At 44.0% G+C, this 12201-nt stretch carries 13 protein-coding genes; 5 read left to right on the top strand and 8 right to left on the bottom strand.

Going from position 1 to position 12201, the window contains the following annotated elements; all coding sequences use genetic code 11:
- From BT142_RS18205 to BT142_RS18195, 3 genes are all read right to left on the bottom strand, one after another.
- Window positions 1-1070 (bottom strand): type I-C CRISPR-associated protein Cas8c/Csd1 (locus BT142_RS18205; RefSeq protein WP_175545524.1); only part of this gene is annotated, 1070 nt, incomplete at its 3' end.
- Complete coding sequence (gene cas5c, locus BT142_RS18200; protein ID WP_072419572.1) at window positions 1054-1797, bottom strand: type I-C CRISPR-associated protein Cas5c; 744 nt, start codon at window positions 1795-1797, stop codon at window positions 1054-1056. The genes BT142_RS18205 and cas5c, both read right to left, overlap by 17 nt.
- Before the next feature lie 220 nt (window positions 1798-2017).
- A complete protein-coding gene (locus BT142_RS18195) occupies window positions 2018-4378 on the bottom strand; it encodes a CRISPR-associated helicase/endonuclease Cas3 (RefSeq protein WP_072419571.1) in 2361 nt (786 codons plus the stop codon).
- A gap of 176 nt (window positions 4379-4554) precedes the next feature.
- Here BT142_RS18195 and BT142_RS18190 point away from each other — a divergent pair, with 176 nt between their 5' ends.
- The 5 genes from BT142_RS18190 (at window position 4555) to BT142_RS18170 (ending at window position 7474) form a co-directional block, all read left to right on the top strand.
- On the top strand, window positions 4555-5010 hold the full coding sequence (locus BT142_RS18190) for a hypothetical protein (RefSeq protein ID WP_072419570.1): 456 nt from the start codon (window positions 4555-4557) through the stop codon (window positions 5008-5010).
- Window positions 5011-5470: 460 nt separating this feature from the next.
- The gene (locus tag BT142_RS18185) at window positions 5471-5815 is read left to right on the top strand and encodes a hypothetical protein (protein ID WP_072419569.1); all 345 of its coding nucleotides are present in this window, start codon (window positions 5471-5473) and stop codon (window positions 5813-5815) included.
- 291 nt (window positions 5816-6106) lie between these two features.
- On the top strand, window positions 6107-6460 hold the full coding sequence (locus tag BT142_RS18180; protein WP_139182305.1) for a hypothetical protein: 354 nt from the start codon (window positions 6107-6109) through the stop codon (window positions 6458-6460).
- Window positions 6461-6482: 22 nt separating this feature from the next.
- On the top strand, window positions 6483-6737 hold the full coding sequence (locus tag BT142_RS18175; protein ID WP_175444995.1) for a DUF1653 domain-containing protein: 255 nt from the start codon (window positions 6483-6485) through the stop codon (window positions 6735-6737).
- A complete protein-coding gene (locus BT142_RS18170) occupies window positions 6734-7474 on the top strand; it encodes a TraX family protein (protein WP_072419567.1) in 741 nt (246 codons plus the stop codon). The genes BT142_RS18175 and BT142_RS18170 overlap by 4 nt, the downstream gene beginning before the upstream one ends.
- Before the next feature lie 305 nt (window positions 7475-7779).
- Here BT142_RS18170 and BT142_RS18165 read toward each other — a convergent pair whose 3' ends face one another.
- The 5 genes from BT142_RS18165 to BT142_RS18145 form a co-directional block, all read right to left on the bottom strand.
- Window positions 7780-9255: a recombinase family protein gene (locus BT142_RS18165; protein WP_072419566.1), complete on the bottom strand. Its 1476-nt coding sequence runs from the start codon at window positions 9253-9255 to the stop codon at window positions 7780-7782.
- 141 nt (window positions 9256-9396) lie between these two features.
- Complete coding sequence (locus BT142_RS18160) at window positions 9397-9585, bottom strand: hypothetical protein (protein WP_139182306.1); 189 nt, start codon at window positions 9583-9585, stop codon at window positions 9397-9399.
- A 183-nt stretch (window positions 9586-9768) separates the two neighbouring features.
- A complete protein-coding gene (locus BT142_RS18155) occupies window positions 9769-10194 on the bottom strand; it encodes a hypothetical protein (RefSeq protein ID WP_072419564.1) in 426 nt (141 codons plus the stop codon).
- Window positions 10195-10427: 233 nt separating this feature from the next.
- On the bottom strand, window positions 10428-11477 hold the full coding sequence (mobQ, locus tag BT142_RS18150; protein WP_139182307.1) for a MobQ family relaxase: 1050 nt from the start codon (window positions 11475-11477) through the stop codon (window positions 10428-10430).
- A 280-nt stretch (window positions 11478-11757) separates the two neighbouring features.
- Window positions 11758-12168, bottom strand: coding sequence for a transposase (locus BT142_RS18145; RefSeq protein WP_347497773.1), 411 nt, complete (start codon window positions 12166-12168; stop codon window positions 11758-11760).
- Window positions 12169-12201 lie beyond the last annotated feature (33 nt).

Below are 12201 nucleotides of genomic sequence, written 5' to 3'. Positions count from 1 at the left end.
GTAGTTGCAGCATCAAGTCCCATGACCATGACCTTATCGCCGTCATTGAACTTCTTCTTATATCCCAGCATCAGCGCTGCAAGTCGCTCGGAAAAATAACGTTTAGGGTCATAATCCTCTTTTTGTTCTTCATCGTCATCAAGATCCCATGCACTTTTTGTAACAGACGGAAGTTCAGCAAGTGAGCTTTGCCATGTCACAAGCGTCAATGTATCAAAGTACATACCCTGTCTGCCTATAAGCCATTTCAGTGCATTGTGCATTTTCTGCGAGAACTCATAACCTACGGATAAGGCTTGCTCTTTGTTTGCAAAGCGTCCGCGATAGGTGAAATCTGTCGTTTCATCATGATCAGATGAGATTAATTTCGCTCTTGGAACACTCTTCACAATTTGATAAGGATGCGTGTAGTATGCCATAGATTCTCGACCTGTAGCATAGCACAATTGCTTTCCTGATTGTTTCTCAGCTAAATATGCAATAAACGAATCATATAAGGTTCGGTCTTTCCACGTTTTGATTTCTGATTCTTTATCTGAATATAAAACTATGAATCTTACGAAACATTTATCTACAGTAGTTCCTAATTGCTTTTCTTTCAATTTGCCAGAGCTTTCATCTATTAGCAATATACCACTCTTAATACAATCGTAAATCACAGTATTTTCTTTTACATAATTATACACAGCTTCGACCGCTTTATGAGTATTCTCAGATTCTCTCCAGTCTGATAATTGTTTCAAATAATCATCATGATTACGATCATTACGTTTTATAGTATCGGGAATAAATGCATTAAAATCACCCGCTATATATTTCAAGCAATCATTAAGCGGATATGGAGGTGGATAGATTCCAGTTCTTGCCTTTCCGGTATCTGGTATGATTGTTTCGTTGCTGTCCTCGCTAACAGTATTAGCAGAAACAAAGTTACCTTCTTCGTCTATAACAAGCTCAATTTGTGCTTTTTGAACTGAATGCGATACCGGCAGCAAAGGACTCTCCCCTTCTGCCGCTTCCGTTCCTACTGCAAGCTCATAGACCTTATACAACTCATTCGCCCAGCTCAATATCATCACCTCCTGCAAACTCGTCAAGACCGATGAAATTGTCATGCTCTTTTCCGAACTGCTTCATCTGCATCGGGCGAATATGCCGCTTGAGCGGCATCTCTGACGGTCTATTGAACTCTATCACGCCATTTTTCATCACCGGCTGATCGAGACACACCGTAAGCTGTCCTCTGTCCTCGTCTTTTTCGGCTTCATCGGGATAGATTATTGCCTCATACATAAGTCCGAAGGTCATATCCACACTGTCATAAGCACCCTCGCCCTCTCCGAACACACACGGCTCGACATATCCCTGACACTCCCTTGTGCCTAAGAAAATATCACGTCTGCCTCCTCGTTCGATCATACGCTTTGAGATATTGTGGTGCTTGTGTTCGTTCCTGTCCTGTTCAAGCTCGGGACGGTTGAGGTTCCACTCAAAATGTGCCCTGACCTGATAGCAGACATCTTCAAGATAGCTGTAGTAGGCAAGATCGTTGCCGCCGCCATACTTTATCGGACGCACACCCTTGCGGACTGTTTTAATAGGCTTCATTATCCGAACAGCACTAATATACCACACGATCGTCGGCTTCCAGTATATGCTGTGCATGATACCCTTCAACGCTTCGTATGTTGGTATCGGGTAGCTTGTTTTCTCTCCGCCTGCCCTTGTCAGAACATCGGAAAACAATGCATTTTTGCCATAGACCATAAACTCCACTGTATTTCTGTGTTTTTGCATCGGCTTTTCTCCTTTCAATTTAATTTATATTATAAAATCACTGAATCCTGTTTTTGTCAAGACCTTTTATTAATGTTTACAATTATTTCATATGTTGCATTCCGACACATGATATAATAATATAGTCGTACTGGTGTCAGTGCGTGGATTGAAATAATTTTATTTATATTATGTTGAACGCTTCACCGCATAGGCTCACCCCCTATGCGGTGTTCGCTTTTCAAAACACAAGCAGTTCCCGTTCAGAACCTTCGGCTGTCACACCATATTCCGAACTGTAAAACTCATCTCTCAGAACAGTTATCTCACAATTTAAGCTGCTGATAGTATATACCGCACCCGAATCGCCGAGCTTTCTCTCCATTCCCGAATATATGCTCACAGAGTATTTCTGAGCTTTTCTGAGCAGGTCTTTTAAATCTTCGGGAGAAATATCCGAGTTCAGCTTAGCGATAATGTCTTTAGCTTTCTTGTTATATGGCACTATCACGTTTCGTGTCCTGCTGTCTATGACCTCAAACAGCGAGCCTGCCGTTTTGAACGACTGTGCCATGTATTTATCGGGTTCAGGCTTTCCGCAGGCTGAATACTTTTCCTTGTTGAGCGATAACAGTTCTAACAGCGAAGTTTTGTTTTTCCCGGGGATATATGCCATTTTCTCTCCGCTATCTTTATAAAGCCCTTCAAAATATGCACTCTGAACTTTTGCAGATAACAGGTCATCACTGTTATACAAAAGTATCTGACGTGATATGTCCTGTGCATTTTTTATCCCGCTGAGATTTCCGAGATTTTCGCCTTTCAAGTCAATGAGATATACAGGACATAACCTCTCATACTCACCGTTTCGGTTGCATCTGCCTGCCGCCTGTGCAGCGTTGTCCATGCCTGCAAGCGTTCTTACGACACACCGAAACGAAATGTCAACTCCCGCTTCGATAAGCTGTGTCGTCACGCATATGACAGGCTTGTGCTTTTTCAAGAATCTGCGCAGAGTGCCTATTCGCTTTTTGCGGTGAGCGGGACACATATTCGTGCTCAGATGTATGATATACGCTTCATTTTCGGCTTTTTCTTTGAGCAGTTCATAAAACCTTAGTGCTTCGGATTTTGTATTGACGACAAACAAAAGGTCGCCGTTTTCTTTGAATCTCTCATAACAGAACTGCGCGGCTTCATTGTTGTCAAAGCCATGCTTTATTACTGCATTTATTAGCTCGGTACGCTTAAAAAAGTCAAAGTCGCTCTGATAGTCGGGTATCATATCTTGCTTTTCATCAAGTATGAGCTTGTGTTTATTCTTTTCAAATGTCGGCTGAGTTGCGGAACATAATACCACTGCGCAGCCGCAGGCTTTGGTCAGAAAATTCACGGCAAGAGTAAACAGATATACACACTTTATCGGAACAGACTGCACCTCGTCGATTATTATCACCGAATTGCAAAGCCTGTGCATTCTTCTGACCGAAGAAGATTTACCCGAGAAAAGCGAATTCAAAAACTGTACCATTGTTGTAGCAATAACAGGCTTGTCCCAGCGTTCGGTGTGGAGCTGATATTCGTTATATTCGTTCTCATCGTCTATCTCCGCAAGAATGTTTGAATGATGCTCCAAAAAGTTTTCATCGCCTGCAATAGACCGTATAATATCGCTGTTTTGTTCAAGTATCGACATGAACGGAGCAACGTAGAATATCCTGTCCATACCGAATTTCTGACACTGCTTTATTGCAAATCTCAGCGATGAAAGAGTTTTTCCGCCGCCCGTAGGGACAATCAAACGGCAGGCACCCGCCTTATGTCCGGCAAAATCCGCACACCTGTCAGATATGCTTCTGCGTCTTTCGGAAATGCTTTTTTCTCTTGGCGGCAGACTGTTTTGAATGCTTTCAAAGCTGTTCATTTTTGACTCCATGCGCTCGTTCATTTCCGTCCAAAGAGAAGAATTATCGCTTGCAAATGCAGTATTTCTACTCGACGTAAAATCAGCGGTATCTGTACGGTCAGCGTCTATGAGGGCTGACTCGATAAGACGTTCGAGCATACCGATATAGAACGCCATTTCGTTTTTGTCAGCAGTTTTCAGCTTTCCGATAATAATCCAAATCTCATCGGATGCTTTTTCAAAAAGCTTATAAAGGTCAGTTTCCAAGAGCATTTCTTTTATATTTGCAGAAGCCTCTTTGTAACAGTCGGTCTTTGATATTCGTTTTATGAAATAATCATCATCGTGTTCATCTATCCAGTCATGGAGCGCATGATGAGATATAATCGTATGAGCGATAAGCGTTGCGGGTGCTTTGTTTTTGCCGCCTTTATCTGTGAGTATCTCTTCAAAAAGATATTTAGCGCCCGTATAGCTGTGGTCTATCTCACCGCGCCGAGCGTCGGAAATGCCGTTGATATAATCATCGAAGCGCCGAGTCAGCTTTCCGCCGTCGTGCAGTAGACCTGCGAGTTTTCCCGATGAGGACAGTCCCACAGCTTCAAGATAGCCTTCCGCAAGCCTGGCAGTGTTCATGCTGTGCTCAAATACCGATTGCCTGCGAGTGCCGTCCGCACTGATATGTGCTGTAAACATCAAAACGCCTCCATTGTCTATTATCAACAAAAACACCATTCTGAACGAATAACTTTAGTAAAAGTATAACATATTCTTCCATAAAAGTCAATAAGATATTAGTTTTTTGTACACAAACATCTTATACCAGACTGCGCTAAAGCAGAATTAGATATTATAAAAGCTGTGAGCCTTCAATGCTTTGTTCGGCTTGCGGCAGCAGCACATCAGGCTCACTCCGGCTGTGCGATGCAAGAATAAAAGACCACGCTGCACTTTTAGCAGCTGCGGCTGACAAACAACTCACGGCGGCACAAGTGATTGATTTTTTCACAAGCATCAAGGCTTCGACTGCTATTGAAAATGACACTGCAAAAGAAAACAGTCTGCGTTTTACGAGAGTGGTAGATCACTATTCTCCGATAGACAATGATGAACTTGTTTTTGAGGCTGATTATGAGATAGACAGCTCTTATCACGAGCAGCTTATCAGGTCTGCAAAGGCTCTCAGAAATATAGGCAATAAAAGAATAGACTTTGAAATTTCAACGCGCAACAGGATGCGCAATACTTACCAATTAACCAAAACGATCAAATTTAGTTCAAATCTTTTTATCAAATCCATTATAACACACAGCGACATATTTTGTTAATAGTTTTATATATATTTTTTCACTGATATGTTGACCCAAACAGTCGGAAATATAACCTCAAAATTTTTTCACGGTCTTGCGGTGTGGGCGAAAAGTCTATTGAATCCGAATATAATAAAATGTCTGCCGCCATTTCGTTCAACTGATCAGATAAAAATCAACTCGAAGCCATTGACAAATATTAACAAATATGCCACAATATATTTGTTAATGAGTTCTAAACGAAATGTGTTGTTTTTTAACGTTTTTTCAAGCGCCCGCAGAATATTTTTATTAGACCTGTCCACTAACCACTCGTGCGCCACATGACTGTATCGACAAAGCTGATACTTAGATTTTTGTCATGATGCTAGGATGACCGCCTTAGCTTGCGCACGGCAAGCATGGTAAAAGAATCTGTCAGGTGGTGTCGAGGGGGGGGGGGGGGGTGAACAGGTCTATTATACAAGGAGGATTTCATATGAATAACTTGATGAAACGTGTTTTCGCAAGCATGATGGCGCTCTCGATGGTAACGGGGACAGTGCTTTCTCAGCCGATAACCGTGACCCCGAATAAGCCTATTTACCCGAATGCGACCTCGACGTATTACCCGTTGGCGGGCATACTGATGCTGTCATGGGTTACGGTACCGGGCGCTGATGAGTATGGGATCTGCCGTAAGGTCGATGAAAACTGGCAGCTGTACAGAACATTATCGGCGGATACCGAGAGTTTTGAATGCAGGGTGGATACTTCTACGAAAAAAAATCGTGTATGTGGTGATCGCAAAGGTGAACGGCAAGTGGGAGACCGCGAATATTGACAATAGAGCGGTTACACTGGATACAAAGAAGGGATTTGTTTGAGGCAAAACTAAGTCCGATGCGATAACCATTATCCAATAAGATGTATCGGTATTAGAAAACCGGCAATTTCTTTATGATGCTGCCGGTTAGCATTTAATTATGAAGGATGAGCATCTGTTCGGTCAGGATTTTGTGTTAAGCAGTGTGATGCCGTCAATGTTGATATCATAATACGGTGCCGAGCGGAATTCCGATTCGTGGAAATATCCGTCGAAAGATCATCAAAACAAAAGAAAAGTAAGATCAGCATGACCTATAAAGAAGCATTAACCGTATTAGGCAGCAGACCCAAACAGCTTTCCGATACTGACCTGTGGATATTTGTTGCCGTAAACACTGCAAAGGCGTTGTTCGACAGCACTAACAAGGACGATTTCTACAAGACTGTGTTTCAGAACTGCCGCAGTTTTTCGGAAGTACATCGTAAATTTGACATGATAAAAGGAATTTACGGCAGAAAATTTAATCAGAAGCGAAGCTATGCATACAATTATCTTTGCTCGCTGGCAGCTTTCTTTCCCGACCGGGAATTGACAGATAATGACCGCTGTATGATAGCTGAATACAATGCTATCGACGAGTATGTGGTCTATGAGTTTTAATGAATATAAAGGAGCGATCCCATTGACATACGAAGAAGCACTGAACGCCATAACAAAAGGCAGATATCGCCATTACAAAGGAAACGAATATGAAGTCATCGAAATAGCCAGGCACTCTGAAACGCTTGAACCTATGGTGGTCTATCGAGCGCTTTACGGTGAGCATGGTGTATGGGTGCGCCCGGCGGAGATGTGGAATGAGACTGTCGGTGACGGTAATAAACTGAGATTCACCTACATAGAGGGCAATGATGAAAAAAAGATGAATTACAAGTGATCGACCGTGATACGGCAAAGCTCATAGCCATATTACCCATGACTATCGGACATTTGCTGTCCTATCAGGAATCTTTCGCTGAAATGACAGATAAACCCCTTTGGCTGCACCTGCTTGTAGAGGCTTCCCTTTTTGCACCGCCGGTATTTTTCTTTTCAATAGCGGACGGCTTTAAATACACACGTTCACGAAAAAAATATGCCCTGAGGCTGCTGGTATTCGCACTCATCACGCAGATACCGTTCACCCTTGCAAATCAAGGTACTCTGCTCACTACACAAATATTTCTGAACCTGAACATTATCTTCACGCTGCTCATGTCGCTCGCAGCGCTGATAGTATGGGACAGCAAGCTGAAACTGCCTGTGAGGATAGCGGCAATAGCTGCGCTTGACGCTGTCACTCTCCTTTTGCAAAGCGAATGGATGTTATTCGGCATACTCATAGTGCTGGGACTTCACATCTTCCGAGAAAAGCCAAAAACACGTCTGATATGGTTCACGGTATGCGCCTTCGGAGTGGAGTTCATCTCAAACGGTATGAGCATTCATACACTGATTTCACCACCGTTTCTGTTTGGAATGTTCTTCCTGCTGCTCTCATATTTTATGATGACTGTATTATGCAGCGAAAAAAAGGGAAAACACCCAAAGTTTGCAAAGTGGTTTTTCTACATTTTCTATCCCGCACATCTGCTGATGATATTCTTTGTTAAGCTGATCGTTGAACGCAGATGATGACGTAAGGCGAAACGTCATTTGGCAAAGGGCAATTGAGAATCACGCTCAGAGATCGTGGGGCTGCTGCGTGGCAGCCCCCTTTCTTTTTGCCGGAAACGTATTTTACAGCTTTTTCTTTCGCTTCTTGTTCCTTGCGCTGACGTTCTTAGGTGTGGCGATACGAAACTTCACCAAGCCGCTGCAACCTGCAACAAGCGGTCAATGATTTATTGGTCTTTATGAATTCGGAAAAAATGAAGACCAAACAAAGACCAGCCGGCAAAGACCACGCAAAAGAAAAACGCTTAAACGACGGTATAGCGTCATCTAAGCGTTCTGGTTGGTAACTCCCCCAATCCCCTACCAGCCGAACACCCATCTGTCAAAAGAGCGATTCCACTCGCTCCCTCACGGTTATTGAAGCTCACAATCAGTTTATCATCAAACACCTGTATCGAATTCACAAACGTGTCGATCAGTATCCGCTTGTTGTCGTCTTGCGCAAGATCAAGGTCTTTCATCTTCCGCAGCCAAAAGACGATCTTATCACGGGTCAGCACTTCTTCCTGAAGCTGCTCTCGCATGATGTCAATTTCCAGCTTTTCCTTCTGCGCTTCGAGGTCGTCGAGGCGCTTTTTCGTGGACTTCGTAAGAATGCCCGATTGCATGGCATTGAGCATATTTTCAATACCCTTTTCAACTTCCGCAAGCTGCTCCTTTAATAAAGGTATCGCCGCGTTATCGCGCTTCTGGAGTTTCATCACGCTGTCGGCTATGTCCTCGATCATGTCCTCAGTGAACATTTCATTCATTACCTTTTTCAGAACAAGCTCTTCAGCCAATTCCTTTTTTATCGAAGACTTGTGGCAGCCCTTTCGCTTCTTCACATTTGAGCATTTATAATAATTGTACACTACACCGTTCTTGCTCGTGCCGCACTCCCCTACCATGAGCACTCCGCAGTCACCGCAGATCATTTTAGTCGAAAGAAAATACTCGACCTTCGCCTTGAATCTCGAACGCGACTGCTTGTTTTTCGCCAGTCGTTCCTGAACTTTTTGGAACAGTTCGTCGGTCACGATTCTTGGAACACCGTCCTCGATCACAACATCACGGTATTTATACTGCCCACGATACTTGGTGTTTTTCAGCATTGCCGCGACAGTTGTCTTTGTGACATCCTTTTTGTATGACGACTTCACACCCTTCGAGTTCAGAAACTCGACTATCTCTTTTATCGTCCTGCCACTCGCATACATCTCAAAAGCATCCTTGACGAACGGAGCAGTCAGCGGATTCAGCTGGTAATGTTTGTCCTCGTCAATGACATAGCCTATCGGAATCGGGCTGCCGTTGTACTGACATTTCAGAGCATTTTCTTTCAGACCTCTTATCACTTTTTCGCTTAGTTCAGCGGAGTAATATTCCGCGAAGCCTTCAAGAACCGATTCAAGAATGATACCCTCAGCACCCTCGGAGATGACCTCAGTCGCAGACACAACCTTGACACCGTTCTTGCGAAGCTGTGCCTTGTAATGTGCTGAATCGTACCTGTTCCTCGCGAAACGGTCGAGCTTCCAAACGATGACAGCGTCGAACATCTGCTTTCCGCTGTCCTTTATCATCTGCTGAAACTGGGGACGGTTATCAGTTTTCGCCGACATAGCCCGGTCGATATAACTGCCTATCACAGTCAAATTATTCTTCTCGGCGTACTCCTTGCATTCACGAAGCTGCCCCTCGATGCTCTCCTCGCGCTGATGGTCGCACGAGTACCTCGCATAAATAACTGCCTTCATCCATTACCTCCTTTTTCCCGTGTGGTACGAACCCACCTCTGTCCCACAGATACCTTTCGTCTGCTATTCCATTATACCATACTATTCGACTTTTGTCAATGCGCTTTAAAGCACTAAATCATGATATTAACCATTTAGCTATTAAGCGACATCACCATTTTTATCATCAGTATCCTTCGCGGCTGGTTTGGCGAGACCTGCCATTTCTTCGAGATACTTCTGAAGTTCAGCTTTACCCTCCTCCGATTCAAAGTACGCTTTGATAGTCGGGTAAAAGCTCGCAGCGAGCAGATCGAGCTGCTGCTGTGTTAAGTTTGTTCTTTTTCCCATGCGGTTAATGCACGGGATGACGTAGCAAGTGCCGGTGTGATCTGACAAGGCTAATCAGATCTTCATTTGAGGGGAGCGTCACCCTCATTTAGGTCGTTGAAGCTGTGCGTTAACCCAAGGCGAACAGGTTACCACACAGCCGATACTTTCACATTGGACTCACCTTACTTTACACACATCTATTCACACTGAAACGATACCCGTTTCCGAATGAGCGACTTCATCCGCAGATAACTTTTTAGCATTATCTCGGTTATTGTCAACAGACTGTTCAGCCAGCTTTTCAGCCTTCGCCTTTTCCAACTCCTGATTGTACTTGACGACTTCTTCATCAATGTACGCCAAGCAATCCTCATTCATGAACATGAAGTCAATGATCTCATCAATCACCTCCAGCGGCAGATCGACAGTCATTTTGCTCCTGAACTTTCTTCCGACCGCCTGATTAGTCACCATTTCGGCTTTCTCCAGCTCGTCGTCGATTTCGGCATCGAGCTTTTTCAGAGCGTCGATCCTCTCGCTGAGACTTTTCTTACGTTGCTCTATTTCCTCATGTATCCTTTTCGATTTCTCGATCTTTTCTTCTAAAGTCAGCTTCTTGTTACTCAATCGCATTCTCCTTTCGTTCGGCGCCCGATGCATACGCATCTATTCGCATACGCGAAGGTTTGGTGTGGGTGGTGCTTCTTCGCTCATTTTCAAAAACTTGCCTACCACCATCTACCCCCGGAGGGCGCACTTATACAAACTCCTAACGTCGTTTGTAAGTGCGCCAGAGGTAGCCCTCTGGACTCCCGCAAGCGATTCCGCTTTAGTGCCATACGGCACGATTTGAATTGCGGTCATATTCGGTGCTTTGGCTTCTTTTGAGATATTGGAAGCTGTTGTGTATTCGGTTGGTTATCCATTTCGCAATACTGGTTTCTGAACTGTTTCAGCAAATTGACTGCCATATCCCTTTTGGACTTCGGCACGAACAATTCATACTTGTCCTCGTTGTAGAAGATGAGTTCACATGGGATATTTCGGCTATGTAAGTATTTCTCGTACTGTTCCAGCACCGACCTTTTGTCATGTATCGTAAAAGCGTCCGCGACTTTACAGCCGATATTAGATTCTATATAGTCTATAGTTTCCTTTTTATGCTCTGAACGCAAGTCATGCATCTGCTGTTCCAACTCGGCAATCTCGACTTCAAGATTGTGCCGCCTGATCCTTCGGTTCTTATTTCCCTTGTCGGTCTTGAAGCCCTTGCGTTCAACCGCACACACCTCAACACCAAGATGGATTTGCGGCAGACGGTCAATGCCCTGCTCTTTATAGCTTCGATGATCGACCCGAGCATCCGAGACGAAATACAGCTTATGATTGCACCAATCCGCCCAGCGCTCCCGCCACTCCATCAACAGCTTCTTGTCATTCCACGAACGTTCCTTATCCGTGAATCCCGACTTGTTCACTTTTCGCGTCGTCAACAGAATGTGAACATGAGGGTTGCCATCGTTCTTGTCATGGATAGCGAAATCACAGCACATTCCTTTGCTCACAAAACACTGCTCGCAGAACTGTCTGACAAGTTCGATTTGATCTTCTCTTGACAGTTCTCTTGGCAAAGCCGCGTTGATGCTCCGGGCGGTTTGCGAGTTCTTGCGCTTTTCAGCGGCTTCGGCAGCGTTCCAGAGTTGCGCTCTGTCGCGGTATTCCGCCGGTGCATTCACAGGAAGAAGTATCTCATTGTGAACAACTTCATGCTTTTTGCGGTAGTCATGAATCTTCCCGTCACGTTCATTCTTGATCTTTTCACCCGCGATATACGCAGCACTTGCGACGCAACAGCCGCCCTTTGAGCGTGTGACCATTTTGACATTAAAATGATATATTGCGGTTATCAATCCTCCTTAAATGTGAACTTCGAGATATATTATGCGCACAAATATCTGTTGCATAACAGTATAGCACTTATGAATCTGATTGTCAATAGCTTACAGCTAATTTCGTATCAAAAAGCAAAAATGTGAACTTTGAAGTTAATGTCATTAAGCTAACACACCAAAAACAAAAAATCATGTCACCTAGGTATATGAAACCACTATCATACCCCCACAAATCCAAAATTCAAGCATGACTAAAAGACAGATCAACGATCTGCCAAAAAATATATCTTTCGCTGCCCTACATTATCCTGTAATTGAGCGAAACAGCTGATCTGCCTCTGTTTTTTCGCTTGTAATGTCGGTCGGGTCTGACAGGCAGCGTTCGTCTTGCTATCAGCTTTTCCAGTTCGGCAGGATCTATCTTGTCGCTTTTCAGATAGCTCATGCAGACGTGTATTGCGGCAGTAATGTTCAGTTGAGTCATATGCTTTCCCTTTTGCTTCGGCACCTCAATGTGCTCGGTGATGAGCATTGAAAAGTTATACATTATCATGCGGGCATACATTTCCTGTTCTATAAAATCTCTCTTCTTGGCATGAAAGGCGTTCAGCCCGATGCTGTATTTCAGTTCACGAAACGACGTCTCTATCCCCCAGCGCATACGGTATATCTCTTTTAATTGCATTATGCCGAACTCATCACGAGGCAGATTTGTTATCAGCGTTTCATATGTATCCTCAGA

Source organism: Ruminococcus sp. YE71, from assembly GCF_900119155.1.
Taxonomy (GTDB): domain Bacteria; phylum Bacillota; class Clostridia; order Oscillospirales; family Ruminococcaceae; genus YE71.
The sequence above is the reverse complement of the archived record's forward strand: the minus strand, read 5'-3'. Positions and strand labels throughout refer to the sequence as shown.

Excerpts from the sequence above, each read along its gene's own strand:
- cas5c (WP_072419572.1), bottom strand. The coding sequence starts at position 1,797 with ATGCAAAAACACAGAAATACAGTGGAGTTTATGGTCTATGGCAAAAAT.
- BT142_RS18195 (WP_072419571.1), bottom strand. The coding sequence starts at position 4,378 with ATGTTTACAGCACATATCAGTGCGGACGGCACTCGCAGGCAATCGGTA.
- BT142_RS18190 (WP_072419570.1), top strand. The coding sequence starts at position 4,555 with ATGCTTTGTTCGGCTTGCGGCAGCAGCACATCAGGCTCACTCCGGCTG.
- BT142_RS18185 (WP_072419569.1), top strand. The coding sequence starts at position 5,471 with ATGAATAACTTGATGAAACGTGTTTTCGCAAGCATGATGGCGCTCTCG.
- BT142_RS18180 (WP_139182305.1), top strand. The coding sequence starts at position 6,107 with ATGACCTATAAAGAAGCATTAACCGTATTAGGCAGCAGACCCAAACAG.
- BT142_RS18165 (WP_072419566.1), bottom strand. The coding sequence starts at position 9,255 with ATGAAGGCAGTTATTTATGCGAGGTACTCGTGCGACCATCAGCGCGAG.
- BT142_RS18160 (WP_139182306.1), bottom strand. The coding sequence starts at position 9,585 with ATGGGAAAAAGAACAAACTTAACACAGCAGCAGCTCGATCTGCTCGCT.